This window comes from Pseudomonas sp. XP2, assembly GCF_053557975.1.
Window position 1 is genome coordinate 46,222 of the sequence record NZ_JBNRIK010000022.1, and the last position, 17,990, is coordinate 64,211.

Annotated in this window: 14 protein-coding genes, 1 tRNA gene and 1 pseudogene; 5 read left to right on the plus strand and 11 right to left on the minus strand. The window is 63.3% G+C overall.

The window, feature by feature from the left end; genetic code table 11:
- Positions 1-77 precede the first annotated feature (77 nt).
- Together ACK1VC_RS21205 and ACK1VC_RS21210 are read right to left on the minus strand one after the other, a co-directional pair.
- A complete protein-coding gene (locus tag ACK1VC_RS21205) occupies positions 78-1,754 on the minus strand; it encodes an aryl-sulfate sulfotransferase (protein ID WP_016484374.1) in 1,677 nt (558 codons plus the stop codon).
- A gap of 17 nt (positions 1,755-1,771) precedes the next feature.
- Positions 1,772-4,108 (minus strand): TonB-dependent receptor, encoded by a 2,337-nt coding sequence (locus tag ACK1VC_RS21210; RefSeq protein WP_060518099.1) that lies wholly within the window; start codon positions 4,106-4,108, stop codon positions 1,772-1,774.
- A gap of 192 nt (positions 4,109-4,300) precedes the next feature.
- On the opposite strand from ACK1VC_RS21210, the gene ACK1VC_RS21215 reads away from it, so the two are divergent.
- A complete protein-coding gene (locus ACK1VC_RS21215) occupies positions 4,301-5,215 on the plus strand; it encodes a LysR family transcriptional regulator (protein WP_016484372.1) in 915 nt (304 codons plus the stop codon).
- Between the two features lie 64 nt (positions 5,216-5,279).
- On the opposite strand, the gene ACK1VC_RS21220 is transcribed toward ACK1VC_RS21215, so the two are convergent.
- Together ACK1VC_RS21220 and ACK1VC_RS21225 are read right to left on the minus strand one after the other, a co-directional pair.
- Entirely contained in the window at positions 5,280-6,185 is a 906-nt protein-coding gene (locus ACK1VC_RS21220) for a TauD/TfdA dioxygenase family protein (protein WP_016484371.1), read from the minus strand.
- Positions 6,186-6,225: 40 nt separating this feature from the next.
- Positions 6,226-7,263, minus strand: coding sequence for an ABC transporter substrate-binding protein (locus tag ACK1VC_RS21225; protein WP_023048650.1), 1,038 nt, complete (start codon positions 7,261-7,263; stop codon positions 6,226-6,228).
- A 297-nt stretch (positions 7,264-7,560) separates the two neighbouring features.
- On the opposite strand from ACK1VC_RS21225, the gene ACK1VC_RS21230 reads away from it, so the two are divergent.
- Both ACK1VC_RS21230 and ACK1VC_RS21235 read left to right on the plus strand, forming a co-directional pair.
- Positions 7,561-9,165, plus strand: coding sequence for an ABC transporter permease (locus ACK1VC_RS21230; RefSeq protein WP_269669392.1), 1,605 nt, complete (start codon positions 7,561-7,563; stop codon positions 9,163-9,165).
- Entirely contained in the window at positions 9,162-10,025 is an 864-nt protein-coding gene (locus ACK1VC_RS21235; protein WP_191087152.1) for an ABC transporter ATP-binding protein, read from the plus strand. Before ACK1VC_RS21230 ends, ACK1VC_RS21235 begins: the two co-directional genes overlap by 4 nt.
- A gap of 66 nt (positions 10,026-10,091) precedes the next feature.
- On the opposite strand, the gene ACK1VC_RS21240 is transcribed toward ACK1VC_RS21235, so the two are convergent.
- The 7 genes and pseudogenes from ACK1VC_RS21240 to ACK1VC_RS21270 form a co-directional block, all read right to left on the minus strand.
- Entirely contained in the window at positions 10,092-10,379 is a 288-nt protein-coding gene (locus tag ACK1VC_RS21240) for a DUF971 domain-containing protein (RefSeq protein WP_191087151.1), read from the minus strand.
- Positions 10,379-11,344, minus strand: a complete 966-nt coding sequence (locus ACK1VC_RS21245) for a HEAT repeat domain-containing protein (RefSeq protein ID WP_016484366.1) — start codon at positions 11,342-11,344, stop codon at positions 10,379-10,381. The genes ACK1VC_RS21240 and ACK1VC_RS21245 overlap by 1 nt, the downstream gene beginning before the upstream one ends.
- Entirely contained in the window at positions 11,341-12,192 is an 852-nt protein-coding gene (locus tag ACK1VC_RS21250) for an ABC transporter ATP-binding protein (RefSeq protein ID WP_191087150.1), read from the minus strand. Before ACK1VC_RS21250 ends, ACK1VC_RS21245 begins: the two co-directional genes overlap by 4 nt.
- Positions 12,192-12,974 (minus strand): ABC transporter permease, encoded by a 783-nt coding sequence (locus tag ACK1VC_RS21255; RefSeq protein ID WP_016484364.1) that lies wholly within the window; start codon positions 12,972-12,974, stop codon positions 12,192-12,194. The genes ACK1VC_RS21250 and ACK1VC_RS21255 overlap by 1 nt, the downstream gene beginning before the upstream one ends.
- Positions 12,975-12,989: 15 nt before the next feature.
- Entirely contained in the window at positions 12,990-14,396 is a 1,407-nt protein-coding gene (locus tag ACK1VC_RS21260) for an ABC transporter substrate-binding protein (RefSeq protein ID WP_095116586.1), read from the minus strand.
- Between the two features lie 118 nt (positions 14,397-14,514).
- Positions 14,515-14,760: a 4Fe-4S dicluster domain-containing protein gene (locus ACK1VC_RS21265; protein WP_008096634.1), complete on the minus strand. Its 246-nt coding sequence runs from the start codon at positions 14,758-14,760 to the stop codon at positions 14,515-14,517.
- Between the two features lie 162 nt (positions 14,761-14,922).
- Positions 14,923-15,852 (minus strand): annotated as a pseudogene (locus tag ACK1VC_RS21270) (fumarate reductase/succinate dehydrogenase flavoprotein subunit); the annotation flags it as partial.
- Between the two features lie 149 nt (positions 15,853-16,001).
- On the opposite strand from ACK1VC_RS21270, the gene ACK1VC_RS21275 reads away from it, so the two are divergent.
- Positions 16,002-16,078, plus strand: a tRNA-Arg gene (locus ACK1VC_RS21275).
- Positions 16,079-16,239: 161 nt separating this feature from the next.
- The gene (locus ACK1VC_RS21280) at positions 16,240-17,970 is read left to right on the plus strand and encodes a dipeptidase (protein WP_102689382.1); all 1,731 of its coding nucleotides are present in this window, start codon (positions 16,240-16,242) and stop codon (positions 17,968-17,970) included.
- Positions 17,971-17,990 lie beyond the last annotated feature (20 nt).

A 17,990-nucleotide genomic window follows, 5' to 3' on the forward strand; every position in this document is an offset into this window, starting at 1 on the left:
AAGGGCCAGTACAGGTTAGACGAACGGGCTGAAGGAAATGTGAAGGGAGGACCGACGGCCCTCCCGAAGGGGATGGATCAGAATGCCTTGGCCAGGTCGATCACCAGAGCCCGGTAGCCAACACTGCCCGGCTGCCGGCTATGCACCTTCAACTCCACCAGCACCTCCTGGGTCCCGCGCCGTACCTCGTTGAGCACGGTGGTGGTCAGTTTCTCGGGGGTCAGGAAGTTCACCGAAGCCGAATAGATGAACTGGGTGTCGGTCTCTGGCCGGTAAGCCACCACCGAGGTCACCGGGCTGTACCACTCGTCGCCACGCTCCTTGCCGTACTCCCACACCTGCTCGACCGTGCCCTTGGCCTCGTCGATACGGTACTCCACCGCCCGGCTGTAGTTGCCGGCAAGCCTGGTTGGCGCAAAGTCGCGCCCCCAGCCGTTATCGAACACCGTCAGCGTGCCTTTGCCGGTCAGCCAGGCGGTGTGCTGGGTCCACGACCAGTCGAAGCTTGCGCTCGCAACCGGCGTCAGCACTTTATCGCGCAGGCGCTCAGGCCAGCCTTGGGGCGAGGCCAGAATCCACTTCACCTGCTTGTCGCGACCAATCTTCACCACGCCCTGATGCCGTGCTGAAACGATGATGCTGTCGTCATCGGCGTCGTAATCGATGGCATTGACGTGTGCCCAGTTGCGCCCGGTACCCACCCCCGGGGTGTCGCCGAAGGGCAAGTCGCCCTCGGCCAGTTCATTCGCCAGACGCTCGTCTTGCTTCTGCACCCCTTCCGGCAACTGGATAGCCGCTTTACCCAACGTTTCCAGCAGGTCGCCACGGTAGGGGTCGAGGATCTGGTTGAGGTCCCAGAAGTCCAGTACGTCCCCGGCCTCACTGACCTCGATGATGTGGTCGCGAATCGAACGTACACGTTTGCCGTCGGGGCGCCGGTAGTCGCTGGTGCCCACCCGCAGCAGGTAGGTGCCGTTGGCGGTTTCGCGGATTTCGTGGGAGAAGTCGGCGAACTTGTCGGGCAGGCTGCGCTGCCAGATGCGCCGACCCAGCAGGTCGTACTTGGAGTAGGTCTGGCCCTGGCCCCAGATGAGCTTGCCGTCGCGGGTCTGCTGGAAGCCCATGGTGCCGCCCAAGCCATCGCGACGGTTGGAGTCGTGGATCTGTTCGATATCCAGGTACCAGCGCACATCGCCATTGCTGTCGGCAATCCAGTTGTTGCCCACCTGGTCCCATTCCGCTGCGCCACCCAGGGCATTCCACTTGAAGGCGCGGCCGCCCGGGATGTCACCCTGCAGGTGGTTGAACAGGTACAGGCGCTTTTCAAAGCCTGGCGCTACCTTGACCGGCTGCACTTCCGGCAACGCGGCGGTCTGCCTGGCCACCACCGGCAGGCGCACGGCCGGGGCGTAGATCTGGTACTGCTCGCGAATGCGCTCGCCGTCGAGCTTGTAGGTCACCTCGACCTGGTTGACGTAGTCCGGGTACAGCCCGAATACCGGGATGCCGCCGTAGGTCCACAACGAACGGTCAGACACGTCATAGACAATGTCCACACCGCGCTCGCCACGCCCCAGTACACGCACATGCGCATCACTCAGGCTGCGCCCGCCGTCGCGGATGATCGCGGTCAGCGGCGCCAGGCGGTACGGGTTCACAACCACATCGCCGAGCAGCGCCTCGTCACGCTCGGGAACCTTGGCGGTCAGGCAGGCGCCTTCAGGCAGTGCAGGGGTTTCGGTCTTGGCATTCATGGCAAAGCTCCTTGTGCTCAGAAGTCGTAACGGGCGGTGGCGCCGAAGGTGCGCGGGGTGCCGAGCACGCCGGCATAGCCACCGTTGGCGGAGTTCCACAGGCTGGTGAAGTAGGTTTTGTCGCCGGCGTTTTTCACCCACAGCGACAGGTCGACCACGCCATCGCCCTGGTCCAGGCGCACACCGGCGGAAAGGTTGACCAGCGCATAGCTGGGGATCTGGCCGAAATCGGAATCATCGATGGTGCCCACGGCCTTCGAGCGGAAGGCATAGCTGGCAGTGACGTAAGGCTCGACATGCTCGGTGGCTTGCCACTTGTACTGGGTGTTGAGGTTGGCGATGTACTTGGAGGCGCCGACCACTTGGTGGCCGGACAGGTCGCAGGTGGCGGTGGCATTGGCCAGGCTCACCTCAGGCGGGCATGGGGCATCCTTGTATTCGGTGTAGCGCACGTCGTTCCACGAGCCGTTGAAGTTGACCGTGAGGCCGCGGATCGGCAGCGCCGTGGCTTCGAACTCCAGGCCGCGCGAGCGCACGCTGCCGGCGTTGGCCAGGTACTGCACGCGGTTGATCTGGTCGTAAACGTTGGCCTGGTAGCCATGCACCTCGGCCCAGAACAGGTTGCTGTTGAGTTGCAGGCGACCGTCGAAAAGGGTGCTTTTCAGGCCCAGTTCGGCGTTGTTTACCCGCTCGGTACCCACCAGCAGCGAATCGGTGCCCAGCCGTGGTGCAGCGCCAACAGTAAGGTTGACGCCACCAGACTTCTCACCGTGGGTCAGGGTGGCATAGCCCAGCAGCTGCTCGTTGAAACGGTAGCTCAGGCCCAACAGGCCGGAAGGGCTGAAGCTGTACTGGTTGAGGTCGCCCGAATCGTAGGCCCCTATCCGGGCTTGGCGCGCGGCAGCAGCGGCCCCGGTTACAGCGGCGCCGCCGTCAGGTGCGTCGCGGGTCACCCAGGCGCTCTTTTCTTCATAGGTACCGCGCACGCCGGCGGTGAAGTCCAGGCGGTCGGTGACATGCCAGGTGCCCTGGGCGAACAACGCATAGCTGTCGGTATCGATGTGCCCGTCACCAATGCTGTTGACGTTGTTCAGCGCACCGGCCGGTGTGAGGTTCCAGACATCCGCCTGCGGCCCGTAGTAAGTAAAGGATTTGTTGTCCAGGTCCTGCTTGAAGTAATAGGCACCCAGCACGTAGTCGAAGGCGCCACCCGTAGGCGAAGCCAGGCGGATTTCCTGCGAGTACTGCTTGTCACGTACCGAAACCCCGGCGCTGTAGAACACCGGTACGTCAAGACCATCGTCGTTGCGCGGGGTGAAGTCCCACCAGCGGTAGGCAGTGATCGAAGTCAGGGTGAAATCATTGGGCAAGGTCCAGTTGGCCTCCACCGAAGTGCCGCCCTGGAACACCGTCACCTGCTGGTCGGCGTCGAAATTGACCTTGCGATCCTTGCCCGACACCAGCGTCGCGCCCGCCTGGGCGGCCAGGCTTTCGTAGCGGTTGACGCCATTGATGGTGGGGCCGGTGCTGTACAGGCTGAGGATGCCGTTGTTGGAGTCTTCTTCGTTGTATTCGCCAATCCAGCGCAGGTTGAATGTTTCGCTGGGCTTGAACAGCAATTGTGTGCGGAAGCCTTGGCGCTTGCCGCCGTTGAGGTCGTCACCGTTGTGGATGTTCTTCACATAGCCGTCGTCTTCGGTGCGGTAGGCACTGATGCGCCCGGCCAGGGTCTCGCTGATCGGCCCCGAGAAGCTGCCTTGGGTTTGCAGATAGCCGTCTTCGCCAATCGACTGCTGGATGCTGCCTTCGCGGTGGAAGGTCGGCTTGCGCGTAGTGATGTTGAGCACGCCGGCCGTAGTGTTCTTGCCGAATAGCGTGCCCTGCGGGCCGCGCAGCACTTCCAGTTGCTCCACATCCAGCAGGTCGAATACCGCCATGCCGGGGCGGCCGAGGTAGACGTTGTCCAGGTAGATGCCGACGCTGCCCTCCAGGCCATCGCTGGCCGGATTGTTGCCCAGGCCACGGATCGAGATGCTCGACTGGCGGGCATGCACGTAGGCGACGTTGGTGCTGGGTACCAGTTGTTGCAAATCCTGCACGCGGTAGATGCGCTGGGTTTCCAGGGTTTCGCTGTCCAGCACGCTGATCGGCGTGGGCACGCTTTGCGCGGTTTCTTCGCGGCGGCGGGCATTGACCGTGACGGTGCCGAGCTTGGCCTCCTGCTCCACCGCCGGGGTGGCGCTGACCGGCTCTTCGGCGAAGCTGCCAGAGGACGCCGCCAGTAGCACGCCGGCGGCCAAGGGTTGCAAGGTGAAACGCGACGCGCGCGCAGGCCAACGAGAAAGTCCGGACATGCAAATGCTCCTTGAGGCGTGGGCCCTGGCGAGCATTTCCGTTGGCGGAACCGAATCGCGGTCAGTCGGGCTTATATTCTTTTAAGTGATATAAATATTTGTAATTCATATTTAGTGGAATAAGTAACACCCTTTATAAGGGGACTCACCCTTGTCAGCAATTGCATTTGACCGAAGGTTTTAATGTAGAAAATGCATATCGATCTGCGTCAGCTGCGCCACTACATCGCCCTTGTCGAGCACCGCAGTTTCGTGGCCGCTGCGGCGGCGGTGAACCTGTCGCAATCGGCCTTCAGCCGCAGTATCCAGACCCTGGAGCACAACATCGGCTGCCGCCTGGTCGACCGCGCCAGCAAAGAACTGGCGCCCACCCGCCAAGGCTTGCTGGTGCTGGAGCATTCGCGGCGGCTGGTGCATGGGGCGCACAATCTGGTCAATGAGATCCACCAGTTCAACGGCGCCACGACCGGGGTGGTGCGCTTTGGCTCGGGCCCTGCGCCAGCCGGTGGCCTGGTGCCGCGGGCGGTGGCGCGCTTCGTGGCCGAGTACCCGGCGGCGCGCACCTGCTTCCAGGTGGACAACTGGCAGGCGCTGAACCGCAAGCTGGTTGCCGAAGAGATCGAGTTCTTTGTCGCCGACACGCGCCAGTTCGAGTCCGACCCGGACTACCAGGTGCACAAGCTGACGCCACAACGCTGGCATTTCTGCTGCCGCGCCGGGCACCCTCTGACCGAGCAGGAGGCCGTGCAGGCACGCGACCTGTTCGACTACCCGATGGCCACTACCTTCCGCCCGCCGAACATCCGCAAGATCCTCAGCGACCTCAGCGGGCGCCAGGACTTCTTGCCAGCGGTGGAGTGCGAGCACGGGTATGCGTTGCTGAATGTGGTGATGCATTCGGACACCATCGGCATTGCCTGCAATGCCAATTTGCGGCCGTATCAACGCGAGGGCGGGCTGGTGCAGTTGAAGCTGGCTGACCTGACACCGGAGCAGGAAGAGGCGTGCCATACCCGCTATGGGGTGGTAAGCCGGGTGGGGTATGGCTTGTCGCCGTTGGCGCAGGGGCTGGTCAGGCAGTTGATTGCCTGTGATACCGAAATGTGAAGGCGTGCGAAGCCAGATGTAGGAGCAGCCTTGTGCTGCTCCTACACAGGGTTCTCTACTGGGCTCAGCCCTTGCGGGTAGTCCGGCTCAATTGGCCATCCACGCCCACCGGCACCTCTCCCGCCAAGGTCACACGCCGTACCACCCGTGGCTGGGTCCCGTAGTCATCCACCGCATAATGCTGCGTCGCGCGGTTATCCCAGATCGCCACATCCCCCGCCTGCCAGCGCCAGCGCACAGTGTTCTCCAGGCGCGTCACATGCCCTTGCAGCACAGCAAACAGGTGCTGCGAATCCGCCAGCGAATAGCCTTTGATGCGTTTCACGAAATGCCCCAGTTGCAGCGCCCGCTCTCCGCTGATCGGGTGTACGCGCACCACCGGGTGTTCGGTTTCGTACACCGTGGAGGTGAACACCTTGCGGTAGCGCTCCAGCTTGGCCGGGTCCACGTCGGGCTTGATGCTGGCGTAGTCGTATTCGTTGCTGTGCACCGCCCACAGCTTGTCGGCCAGTTCGCGCAGCGGCTCGGGCAGCTCCTGATAAGCCGCAGCCGTGTTGGCCCAAACGGTATCGCCACCCGAAGCCGGCGCTACCACGCTACGCAGGATCGAAGCCTTGGGGTAGGCGTCGACGAACGTCACGTCGGTGTGCCAGGAGTTGGCCCGCTGGCCTTCGGCGCCATCGAGTTGCAGCAGGTAGCTGGTGCCATCCACCACCGGCACGGTGGGGTGGGCTACCGGCTCGCCAAGCCGTTTGGCAAAGCCTTCCTGGCTTTGGTCATCCAGGTGGGTCTGATCACGGAAGAAGATCACCTTGTGCTGCACCAGTGCAGCCTGGATGGCCTCGATGGTGGCGGCATCGAGGTCGGCGGACAGCCTGACCCCGCGAATTTCCGCGCCGATACGGCCGGCAACCGGGTGAATGTCGAGTTCAAGGGCTTGTGGCGCGGTGGCCAGGGCGGCATTGCTCATGGTCATGGTCCTTGCGGTCATTGTCGGGTTTTTTGAAGGTTCAACGGGCGGCCTGCACGGGCTGTTCCTGTTGCAGCGCCGCATCGAGGAAGCGTGGCTCGACCCAGTCGGCTACCTGGAAGCCACGGCGGATCAGGCGCTCCTTGGCGGCCAGGTCTACGCCCTGCTGCAGCTGGCCTACGAAGTCAGCGTCCAGGCGTGGATCGAAGTAATGGGCAAGGTCTTCCTTGGCCAGGTCATCGCTGAGGATGTTGCGCGGCCAGTTGGCGTTGCTGGCCACCAGATCGATATAGGCCTGGCGGTTGTGTTCATCGCGCAGCCAGGCACTGGCTTGCTGCTGGGCATTGATCAGGCGCTGGACCAGCTCGGGGTATTTACGGATGAAATCGCCGGTGCCCAGCAGCACCGCCTGAGTGCTGCCGGCCCCTTCCAGGTCACGCGAATTGACCGGGAGCTCGACCAGCCCGCGCTCTCGCAAAGACAGCAGGTTCGACAAACCCCAGGTGGCGTCGATCTGTTTGGCGGCCAGCGCAGCATTGGCGGCGTTTAAATCCAGGTTGATCACTTTCAGCTCACGCTCGGAAAGCCCCTGGCTGGCCAGGGCGCTGGCGAACGACAGCTGGTTGGCTGTGCCGCGGAACACCGCCACGCGCTTGCCCTTGAGGTCTTGCAGGGTCTTGATGCCAGAGCCGGGCACCACGCCCAGGTAGCTCTTGACCCCACGCACGCCAGCCGACAGCACGCGGGTGTCCAGGCCATTGGCCTTGCCGACGATCGCGGCCAGGTCGCCCAGATAGGCGAAGTCAGCCTGGCCGTTTGCCAACGCCTCGTTCACCACGGGCCCGGCGCCCTTGAAGAAGTGCCAGTCGATGCGGATGCCGTCCTTGGCAAATGCCTTCTCCAGTAGCTGCTGGTCACGCAGCACATCGACCACGCCACCGGCGCTGGGCTTGCTGCCGGCACTGAGGTCGGGCACGGCGATGCGAATGCTTTCTGGCTTGGCGGGTTCAGCCGCGTGGGCACCGAGGGTGAAAGCCAGCCCAAGGGCGGTAATCAGGTGGCGCAACGGGGTTTTCATGGCAAGGCTCCTTGGCAGGCTGCCACCGGCGATGGCCGGCGCTTTGGCCAGAAGCTAGGCAGGTCTGGTTAGAACCTACAAAGATCAAAACTTCATCTTTCAGTAACTGGAAGGCATAAATCAGGCGACATGCGGGGCTGCGGGGAGCTTGCGGAAAACGCATGGAAAATATGAGGAAAACGCAACGCAACAGGGCTTCCGTATGCAGGGAACGCATGCTCTTATCTCTTGAAGATCACTTTATTGTTTTTTTAATTCCATAAGTGAATAACCTAACAACGCTTCGAGAGATGGCCGATGAATGGAGTGCTGAGCAGGAATCGGGGGGGGCCGCTACGCGACCCATTCGCGGCGCAAGGCCGCTCCCACAGGGATCGCATACGCTCTGGGAAACGGGTTCTTCCCTGGTTGTTGCCTGTGATGATTGCACTGCTTTGGGGGGTGGCGAGCCGCCAGCACTGGATGAGCGAGCAGATCCTGCCGGCACCGGCACTGGTGTGGCAAAGCGCACTGGAGTTTGGCTCCGGCGAGCTGTGGGGGCACCTGTGGATAAGCCTGCAACGGCTGTTCTGGGGGTTGGCGGCGGGCATTGCCAGCGGCCTGCTGCTGGGGGTATGGCTGGGTGCTTCGCGCCGGGCGCAGACGCTGGTACTGCCGACGTTCGTGGCGCTTGCCCAGGTCCCCACCCTGGCCTGGATTCCGTTGTTCATGTTGTTCTTCGGCATCGGCGAGCTGCTCAAGCTGGTGGTGCTGGTAAAAGCCGTGGTGGTCCCCGTGACCTTGCACACGCTGGTGGGTGTACGCGATGCCCAGCCAAAACTGCGCGAGGCCGCTGCGGCTCTGCGCCTGCCAAAGCACCTGCTGTTCCTGCGCCTGTTGCTGCCAGCTGCCCTGCCCGCCTTCCTCACGGGCGTGCGCCTGGCCCTGGCTACTGGCTGGACATCGCTGTTGGCGGTCGAGTTGCTGGCCTCCAGCGAAGGGATCGGGTACCTGATGGTTTGGGGGCGACAGCTGTTCATGCTCGACCTGGTGATGCTGTGCATCCTGGTGATCAGCCTGGTCGGCGCCGCGCTGGAGCGCAGCTTCTCAGCGCTGGAAAAGCGCCTGCTGTATTGGCCGCAACCGGCCACTGGCGAGCAGCAGCGCGGGCCTCTGCCGCGCGGCTGGCAAAGCCTGCTGCTGCCACTGGGGATAGTGGTGCTGTGGCAGGCCAGCAACAGCTTCGGCTGGGTTGACCCGAACATCCTCACCTCGCCATTGGAGGTAGTGCGCACGCTGCTCGTCGGCCTGGCCGATGGGTCGCTGCCGCAAGCCTTGTTGCTGAGCCTGCAACGCACCCTGAGCGGCCTGTTGCTGGGCGGCGCCGCGGGCTTGCTGGCCGGATTGCTGCTGGGGCTCTCCAGCACAGCCGAACGCCTCTTCGGGCCGAGCCTGTCGGCCTTGCGCCAGGTGGCGCTGTTTGCTTGGGTGCCTTTGCTCACTGCGTGGTTCGGGCTGGGTGAAGGGGCCAAGCTTGTGTTCGTTGGCCTGGCCGCCTTCTTCCCGCTGCTGATCGCTACCCAGCGCGGTATCGCCAGCCTGTCGCCACAGCTGGGCGAAGCGGCCCGCACCCTGCGCCTGAACCTGTGGCAGCGCCTGCGCCTGCTGGTGCTGCCCGGCGCGGCACCGGCGATTTTCGCCGGCCTGCGCCTGTCGCTGATCTACGCCTGGCTGGGCACCATCGGCGCGGAATACTTCATGCCGTCGGACGGCGGCATCGCCAGCCTGATGATCGGTGCCCAGCAACTGTTCCGCATGGACCAGGTGATGGCTGCCATGGTCCTGATCGGCCTGGTCGGCGCCCTGCTCGGCACCCTTGGACAACGCCTCGAATCGCGCGCTACGCGCTGGAGAACCGCATGAACGCATTCAACACGGCCCACCTGCAGGCGGCCAACCAGCCCAACAGCACCCCGCCTCTGGTCAGCTTCGAGGGGGTCGGCAAGGTGTTCAGCGTGGACGGCCAGCCGTTCGAAGCTATCCGCAACTTCAACCTGTCGATCAACGAAGGTGAGTTCATTGCCATCGTCGGCGCATCCGGTTGTGGCAAATCCACCTTGCTGCGCTTGCTGGTGGGGCTTGATACCGAATACAGCGGCAGCATCCGTGTCGACGGCCAAGCGGTCAGCGGCATTGGTGGCGAACGCGGCATCGTGTTCCAGGAGCACCGGCTGTTCCCGTGGTTGAACGTGGAACAGAACATTGCCTTGGGGCTGGTCAACGAGTCGCTCACCCAGGGTGAACGCGCCAGGCGGGTGCATGAATTCGTGCAACTGGTGGGACTGGTCGGCTTCGAGTCGGCCTATCCACACCAGCTATCGGGCGGCATGGCGCAGCGCGTGGCGATCGCCCGTGGCCTTGTGGCCAGCCCGCGTATCCTGCTGCTCGACGAGCCGTTCGGCGCCCTGGATGCTCTGACCCGCCAGCAACTGCAAGACGAGCTGCTGGCCATTCGCGAACGAGCAGGTATCACAACTTTGCTGGTGACCCACGATGCCGAGGAGGCAACATACCTGGCTGATCGGGTTGTGGTGCTGGAGCCACGCCCGGGCAGGATCAAATCGGTGGTCGAGATAGACCTGCCACACCCGCGGTTACGTACGGGTGTGGCACTGCATGGGCTGCGCGAGAAGGTGCTGCACCAGATCACCGGGGATGGCGGTTACCTGCCACCGCCGGGGCGACGGATGGAAGGGCTGCGGCCGGAGCTGATTGCATTGTGAATGACCGGCGACAATTTCAGGGCAGATACAAGGCTGCTCCTATAGGGGATGCGGTAGCCTGAGGGATCAGCCTCCCTTGCTGACTAGGTCACGCAAGTAAGCCCAAGGGTAGATCCCGCGCTCATGCCCATCGCTGAACACCAGCTGCACGCCATATCCCTGCGAGGTAATCCGCTCCACCCGCACATCGTCGCGCACCAGGCTGATCCCCCCCGCCAGCCGCGCCGCACGGCATTGTGAGCAAGGGCAAGCACCGCGCAAACGGGTATGGCTGAGGCTGTGCTCGCCGTCTTCCCATCGCAGCAGCAGCTGCCCTGGCCCGCGCAAGTTGCGAATGGCTTGCGGGGCGTTCATCAGGCAGCCCCGCGCAATTGCGCCAGGGCAATCCGTACAGCCTTGCGCACCTCGGGGTCGCTGTCAGCCTCGGCGGCCTGCAGCACCGGCAAGGCACGCGCCTGGCCCAGCTCGCCCAGCGCCAGCGCTGCCTCCTTGCGCAAGTTGGCAATGCCATGGCCCAGCAATAAGCCAAGCGCGTCCAGTGCAGCGGCATAGCGCAGCCGACCCAGTGAGCGCGCTGCCCGCAGGCGGACCTGCCAGAAGTCGTCGGCAAGGGCATCCACCAGCGCCGGGCCTGCTTGGTCCTGACCGACTTTGCCTAACGTGGTGGCGGCTTCCTCGCGCACTTGCCAGGCCTGGTCAGCCAATGCCGTCACCAGCGCAGGCAACACCGAGTTGTCCCGGGCAAGGCCCAGCGCGCCGATGGCCGCGCGGCGCACCTCGGTGTCCGGCTCGGCCTGGGCGAGCCCTGCCAGCGCCAGCAACGCCGGCTGGTGCTTGAGCCAGCCAAGAATGCCCACTGCCTCACGCCGCACGGCCGCATCGTCATCGGCCAGCGCCAGCAGCGCTGGTTCGGCAGCATCCTCCAGGCGCAGCTCGCGCAAGGCTCGCAAGGCACTGGCGCGGACGAAGGCATCGGCGTGCTTGACCCAAGGCAGGATCAGCTGACCGGCTTCAAGGCTCTTGAGTTCGCTGAGGCTCTGCGCTGCTGCCAGCCGTACCGGCTCGGCGACATCGGCCAGCGCAGCGCACAGGGCTTGCACAACTTCGGGTTCTTCCCAGGCCTCAAGCAGGCGCGCGGCCTCGGCACGCACCTCGTCGGCGGCGTCCACCAGCAGGGCATCGGTGAGCCAAGGCAAGCCATCCGGGTCTTCCAGGTCGGCCAGCTCGATCAGGGCGATGCGGCGCACGCCAGCGTCGGTGGCATCAAGGCGAGGCAACAGGGCAAGGATGTCGGGGTTGTCGGTCGTTCGGTCAGTCATAGCGCGATCCGTAGCGGTGGGTGGTCGGTGGCCGGCAGGCCCAACGGGGTCAGGCGCGGCAGTTCGCGGCCTTCCTCGTGGCGCAGCAACGCCAGGCAGTGACGCTTGAGGTGGGTGAATTCAGGGGTGGTCAGCAGGCGGGTGCGGCGTGGCCGCGCAAAGTCCAGGTGCATGTCTTCGATAAAGCGACCGGGGCGCGGGCTCATCACCAGAATACGGTCGGCCAGGAACAGCGCTTCGTCGATATCGTGGGTGACGAACACCACGGTGGTACGGATGCTTGCCCAGATATCCAGCAACAGCTCCTGCATGCGTGCACGGGTTTGCGCATCCAGGGCGCCGAAGGGTTCATCCATCAGCAATAGCCCCGGGCGGTTGATCAGCACCCGGGCAATTTCGGCCCGTTGCTGCATACCGCCTGACAGCTGGCTGGGCCAGCGCCCGGCAAAGTCGGCCAGCCCTACCAGTTGCAACATTTCGCGTGCTTGCCGGTGACGTTCGGCCCGGCCCAGGCCCTGCATCTTCAGGCCGAAGGCCACGTTGTCGAGCACGCTTCGCCAAGGCAGCAAGGTGTGATGCTGAAATACCATGCCACGCTGCGGCGACGGACCAGAAACGGGCTGGCCGTCCACCTTCAACTGGCCGCTGCTGGGCACCAGGTGCCCGGCCAAGGCGCCGAGCAACGTCGACTTGCCACAACCAGAGGGGCCGAGGATGCAGACAAACTCGCCAGGCTCTACGGCAAAGTCCAAGCGCTGCACCGCCTCGAAGGCGTCGCTGCCGTGCCCCAGGTGTATCGACAGGCCATGCCCTTCGATACGCCCTGGCGCAAGTTGAAAGCTGTTCATCACCCGGCCCTCCGCGTGCGGTACCAGGGCGTGGCCAGCTCGCCGATGCGCTTGACCAGGGCACTGCTACCCATGCCCAGCACGCCGATCAGCAGCATGCCGACGATGATGTCCGGGTAGTTTTGCAAGGTGTAGGACTCCCAGGTGTAGTAGCCGATGCCGAACTGCCCGGAAATCATCTCGGCAGTGACCAGACAGAACCATGAAGTCCCCATGCCGATGGCCAGGCCTGTGACGATACTGGGCAACGCCCCAGGCAATACCACTTCGCGCAGGATCGCCCAGCGCCCGGCACCGAGGCTGCGCGCCGATGCCACCAGCCGCGGGTCGACAGCCTCCACGCCGTGCACGGTATTGAGCAGGATGGGGAACAACGCGCCGGTGAACGTGATGAACACCATCGACAGTTCCGACGACGGGAACATCAGGATCGCCAGCGGAATCCACGCCACCGCCGGAATCGGCCGTAGCACTTCCAGCGGCGGCAGCAGGGTGTCTTCAGCCCATTTCGAGCGGCCGATCAGCAACCCCAGGGCCACGCCAGTCAGCGCCGCAGTGGCATAACCGGCAAATACCCGCGACAGGCTGCTGCCCAGGTGCGCCAGCAGCGTGCTGGAGGTCAGCAATTGCCAGGCAGCTTCCAGCACCGCCTTGGGTGTGGGGACATAGGTGAACGTCAGCAGACCGAGGTCCAGCTTCACGCTTGCCGCCAGTTGCCAGAACAGCAGGCAGGCCAGCAGCGAAGCCAGGCGCAGCGGCCAGCGCTTGAGGTTGCGGGTCATGTCGGTGGCTCCCGGTCAGCGCTGGGCGACCAGCTTCTGGTTGGCACTGACGAAGTCCAGCGCCTCGCCACCATGAGCCTTGGCGTACTGCTCGGCTTGGTCCTTGAGCAGGAACGCCGCCAGTTCGCCGTTGCCGTTGCGCACGAACCAGGCCTGGTTGGCCAGCAACTTGATCCCGCTGTCGGCGGCCTGGGCGTAGATGGCGCGGATGTCCTTGCCTTCCTGCTCCAGTTGGGCCAGGGCGCCAAGGGCCGCTTCTGGCGAAGCGTAGTGGCGTACCTTGTCTTCACCACGCACCCAGACCTGTGCCAGGCGGCTGAAATCGGTGATCGGCTTGCCGGTCAGCGCATCATTGGCTTTGAGCGGTAACGGGTCGTAGTTCTTCAGCGCCTTGTCGTAATCCAGCCCAGCTTCCTTGAAGGCCCCGCGGATGTACTGGTCGTCGATGAACTTGTCGGTGTCCAGACCACGGTCGGTCTTTTTCAGCAGTTTGAGCGTATCGATGGACGTTGCGACTGCCTGGCGATATTCAGGCTTCCAGGTCAGGTCGCGGGTCTGCAGGCCGAGCGGGCCATGGAACAGGTAATTGACCTCGGCTTCGATCCCCGTGACCTTCTCGATCAATTCGCTGTACTTTTCAGGCTCCGCAGCGATCAGGCGGTCGGCTTCAAGGCTGGCGCGCAGGTAGGCGGTGACCACTTCCGGGTACTTCTTCGCGTAGTCGGCATCGACCAGGGCACCATGGAACGTCGGTGCGTTGGCCTGGGCGCCGTCATAGATCTTGCGGGCAAAACCCCGGTTGGGGAACAGCTCGGCGAACGGCACAAAGTCGGCGTGGGCCTCGATGCGGTTGCTGCGCAGGGCGGAACCGGCGATCTCCGGCGCCTGGGCGATGATCCGCACATCCTTCTGCGGGTCCCAACCCTGGGCTGCGACGGCGCGCAACAGCATGCCGTGGGCAGTGGAAGCAAACGGCACCGAAATGGTCTTGCCCTTGAGCTCCGCCAGCGACTGCACGCTGGACGCGGCGGGCACGACGATGCCGTTGCCGCTGCCATGCACGCTGCCTGACAGCACACTGATGAACAGGCTGCGCTTGCCGGCATCCAGGTGGGCAACGCCGTTGAACGACCCCGGGAAGTCGGCCATGGCGCCGAAGTCGAGTTTGCCGGCGACCATTTCGTTGGTCAGCGGCGCACCGCTGGTGAAGTTCTTCCATTCGATCTGGTAGGTCGCATCCTTATACTTGCCGTCGTGCGGCAGGTACTTGTCCAGCAGGCCCAGCTCACGTATCAGCAGGCCGCCGGTGGCGCAGTTGATGGTGGTGTCCTGGGTGCCGATCGCGATGCGGATGGTTTCGGCGCTGGCGTTCAGGCCAGTGAGCGCCAGCGCGAGGCCGGCCACGGTTGCTGCAAGGCGCATGGGTATTTCCCCTCGAATCGTTATAAGAGTTGGCGTCGTCTCCGCCCCCGGCTTGGGTGGTGGGAAACGAGGGGCACAGCAGGAGGGCGTCCGGGGGTTGACCGGATGGCAGGATGAATCAGCGGAGCAGGTACGGAATGTCGACCTTCACCGCGCCAGTGGGGCAATCCTTCTCGCAGGGCATGCAGTACCAGCATTCATCGAAGGCCATGTAGGCCTTTTGCGTGGCTGGGTTGATCGCCAGCAGGTCCATGGGGCAAACCTCGACGCACACGGTGCAGCCTTTTTCGGCGATGCATTTGTCTTCGTCGATGGTGACCGGGGCGCTGCTGCGAAAGAAGATTTCTTGCGGCTGGTAGGCCATTTCACGGAGTCCTTGGGGCCTGTGGCCCTCGTTCTGTTTTTTGCAGAGGCTGATGGCCTCATCGCCGGCAAGCCAGCTCCCACAGGAGGGTGCAGACTTCACCGCCGATGCAGTACCTGTGGGAGCCGGCTTGCCAGCGATTGGGCTGCGAAGCAGCCCCATTCACGCTGCATCAGCCTTCACCCGCAACCGGTCATAAGCGGTCTGCTCATCGGCTTCCAGGGCAATCAGGTAGGGTTCGACAGCCTTCTTGAAACTGGTCATTTCACCGTTCTCACCTTTTTTCAGGTGGCAATGGCAAAACCACTCGCCATCGTTGCGCTCAGGGAAATCCACCCGGTGGTGGTACAACCCCCACCGACTTTCCTCGCGGAACAGCGAGGCGCGCGCCGCCATCTCGGCGCAGTCGCGAATCACTGACACTTCCATCGCACGCATCAGTTCATGAGGGTTGCTGGCTTTCATCTGCTCAAGGTCACGCTCGATCTCGGCAAAGCGCGCCAGGCCAATTTCCATCTTCTTGGTCACCTTGGGCGGCTGCAGGTAATCGTTGACCATGCGCCTGAGCTTGTACTCGACCTGGGCGGGCGGCAGGCCATGCTCACGCTGCAGCGGGGCAAACACCCGCGCGCGCTCGCGCTCCACCTGTGCGGCATCAACCTCGGCGAGTTCGCGCCCGGCCACGTAGTGCGCGGCGTTTACGCCGGCGAACCAGCCATAGGTAAAGGCGCCGAGCATGTAGTTGTGCGGCACCGCAGCCATATCGCCTGCGGCATACAACCCTTTGACGCTGGTTTCGGCCTTTTCATTGACCCACACGCCAGATGCCGAATGCCCGGAGCAAAAACCGATTTCGGAGATGTGCATTTCGACCATGTGCTGGCGATAGTCGGTGCCACGCCCGGCGTGGAACTGGCCACGGCTGGGGCGCTCGTTGCTGTGCAGGATCTCTTCGATATTCTGGATGGTCTCTTCGGCCAGGTGATCAAGCTTGAGGAACACCGGGCCATTGCCGCCTTCGAGCTCCTGGTGGAACTCCCACATCATCTGGCCGCTCCAGTAGTCGCACTCGATGAAGCGCTCACCCTTGCTGATAGTGGGCATAAACCGGCTAGCGGAAATATTCATTTCGCATATGGATAGATGAAATCCTGGCTGTCGGTGCTGGCAACAGAGGAAAAAAGGCCACAGATCAAGGCGATGGACGCCACCGATTCAGATGGGTATCATGCGTGCGCGTTGCACTCGTAGCTCAGCTGGATAGAGTACTGCCCTCCGAAGGCAGGGGTCGTGGGTTCGAATCCCGCCGAGTGCGCCATATCAAAAAAGCCCTGGGCCTTGGCCCGGGGCTTTTTCGTTTGTGCGACATGTCGCGTTTCTGGTACTCCCGTGCCACGGGTCATTGGTGTTAGCGTGGGCGTCTTCCCGTTTTCTGACGGGTAACCCATGACAATGACTGGCGAAGGAATGCGCGCAACCATGCACCTGAAAAAACTCACCGCCACCACCCTGCTGCTGGCCAGCATCGGCCTGTTCACCCAGCCGGCCCAGGCCAACCTCTCCCAACAGCAGTCCGCTGCCATCGTCAAAGCCTTCGACGGCAGCAACCCAAGCGACTTCAGGCAGTTCCTCGACAAGCTCAAAGGCAGCGAGCAAGCCAAGGCCGACAACCTTGAGGCAACCCTCGATGCCTACCTGGCCAACAAGCCATTGGCCGCCGAGCAACAAGACGAAATCAACCGCCTGCTCGGCCTGTATACCCGCATCAAGTATGGCAAGGCCGCTACCGAAACCCTGCGCGAGCTGGTAGCCATCCCCACCTTCAACATCGAGGGTACGCCGCAGTACGAGAACCCCGAGTTCCTCAAGATTGCCGACAAGATCAAGGCCCTGGCCGACAGCTTCGGCCTGGCCTTCCGCAACATCGACAACCGGGTGTACGAGATTTCGCTCGGCAGCGGCAAGGAAGTGATCGGTATACATGCCCATGCCGACGTTGTGCCGGTCAACCCGGACAACTGGAAGCTGGCCGACGGCACCCGCCTGGACCCGTTCAAAGTCACCCTGGTGGGCGACCGCATGTACGGTCGCGGCACCGAAGACGACAAGAACGGCATCGTGGTGGCAATGTACGCGTTGAAAGTGGCCAAGGACGAAAACCTGCCACTCGCCCGGCAGTTCAAGCTGCTGATCGACACCACCGAAGAAACCAGCGGTGATGCCATCCCCTACTACTTCGAACGCAACCCTACCCCCGATTACAACCTGGCCCTGGACGGCGGCTACCCGGTGGTGATCGCCGAGAAAGGCTACGGCACGGTCATGGCCAGCTTCAGCAAGCGCCAGGCCAGCGGCAAAGGTGCTGAAATCGTCAACCTGACCGGCGGCCTGGCCACCAATCAGATCCCGACCACATCGGTAGCCACCCTGAACGCCGACAACCCTGCACAGCTGGCCAAACACCTGCAGCAGGCTGGTGCCAAATATGTGAAGCAGCATGGGGGCGACTTCAGCATCGACGCCAAGGCCGATGGCAAACAGGTACTGCTCACCGTGACCGGTGTTTCTGCCCACTCCTCGGAACCGGAGTCCGGGGTCAACCCGGTGGCGCGCATGCTCGACTTCATCAATGGCCTCGGCCAGCAGGTGCCGCTCAAGCACAACCACTTCACCGACGCCGCCCGCTACGCTGCTGACAACTGGGGCCTGGACTACCTGGGGAACAAACTGGGCGTGGCGTTCAAGGACGCGTTCATGGGCCCGCTGACTGCATCGCCAACCTTTGTAGGGGTGGATGACAAAGGCCTGAAACTGGCGGTGAACCTGCGCATTCCCAAGGGCAAGCCGATTGCCACGATCAAGGACGAGCTGGTTGGCAAGCTGGGCAACTGGACCCATAAGAGCCATATCTCGGTGGCATTCGACTACAGCCTGGATGAGCCGATGTACCGCAACCCCGAAGGCGAGTGGGTCAAGGCCCTGCTGGCTGTAGCCAGCGAGAACCTGGGCATGAAGCATGAGTTCGGTACCTCGGCCGGTGCAACCTCGGTACACGACCTGCCCAACGGCGTGCAGTTCGGCCTTGCCATGCCGGATGTGAAATACACCGGGCACAACGACAATGAGTTCAAGACCGTAGAGCAGTTCATGCTGGACCTGCAGGTAGTGAGCGAAATGGTGGCGCGGATCGGGCAGATGCCGAAGCTTTGATAGGCAGGGCCGGGCGGGGG

Bases quoted from the DNA above. Each gene is read 5' to 3' on its own strand.
- ACK1VC_RS21230 (WP_269669392.1), top strand. From the start codon at position 7,561: ATGAATGGAGTGCTGAGCAGGAATCGGGGGGGGCCGCTACGCGACCCA.
- ACK1VC_RS21280 (WP_102689382.1), top strand. From the start codon at position 16,240: ATGCACCTGAAAAAACTCACCGCCACCACCCTGCTGCTGGCCAGCATC.
- ACK1VC_RS21225 (WP_023048650.1), bottom strand. From the start codon at position 7,263: ATGAAAACCCCGTTGCGCCACCTGATTACCGCCCTTGGGCTGGCTTTC.
- ACK1VC_RS21240 (WP_191087151.1), bottom strand. From the start codon at position 10,379: ATGAACGCCCCGCAAGCCATTCGCAACTTGCGCGGGCCAGGGCAGCTG.
- ACK1VC_RS21245 (WP_016484366.1), bottom strand. From the start codon at position 11,344: ATGACTGACCGAACGACCGACAACCCCGACATCCTTGCCCTGTTGCCT.
- ACK1VC_RS21260 (WP_095116586.1), bottom strand. From the start codon at position 14,396: ATGCGCCTTGCAGCAACCGTGGCCGGCCTCGCGCTGGCGCTCACTGGC.
- ACK1VC_RS21235 (WP_191087152.1), top strand. From the start codon at position 9,162: ATGAACGCATTCAACACGGCCCACCTGCAGGCGGCCAACCAGCCCAAC.
- ACK1VC_RS21255 (WP_016484364.1), bottom strand. From the start codon at position 12,974: ATGACCCGCAACCTCAAGCGCTGGCCGCTGCGCCTGGCTTCGCTGCTG.
- ACK1VC_RS21215 (WP_016484372.1), top strand. From the start codon at position 4,301: ATGCATATCGATCTGCGTCAGCTGCGCCACTACATCGCCCTTGTCGAG.
- ACK1VC_RS21265 (WP_008096634.1), bottom strand. From the start codon at position 14,760: ATGGCCTACCAGCCGCAAGAAATCTTCTTTCGCAGCAGCGCCCCGGTC.
- ACK1VC_RS21205 (WP_016484374.1), bottom strand. From the start codon at position 1,754: ATGAATGCCAAGACCGAAACCCCTGCACTGCCTGAAGGCGCCTGCCTG.
- ACK1VC_RS21210 (WP_060518099.1), bottom strand. From the start codon at position 4,108: ATGTCCGGACTTTCTCGTTGGCCTGCGCGCGCGTCGCGTTTCACCTTG.
- ACK1VC_RS21250 (WP_191087150.1), bottom strand. From the start codon at position 12,192: ATGAACAGCTTTCAACTTGCGCCAGGGCGTATCGAAGGGCATGGCCTG.
- ACK1VC_RS21220 (WP_016484371.1), bottom strand. From the start codon at position 6,185: ATGAGCAATGCCGCCCTGGCCACCGCGCCACAAGCCCTTGAACTCGAC.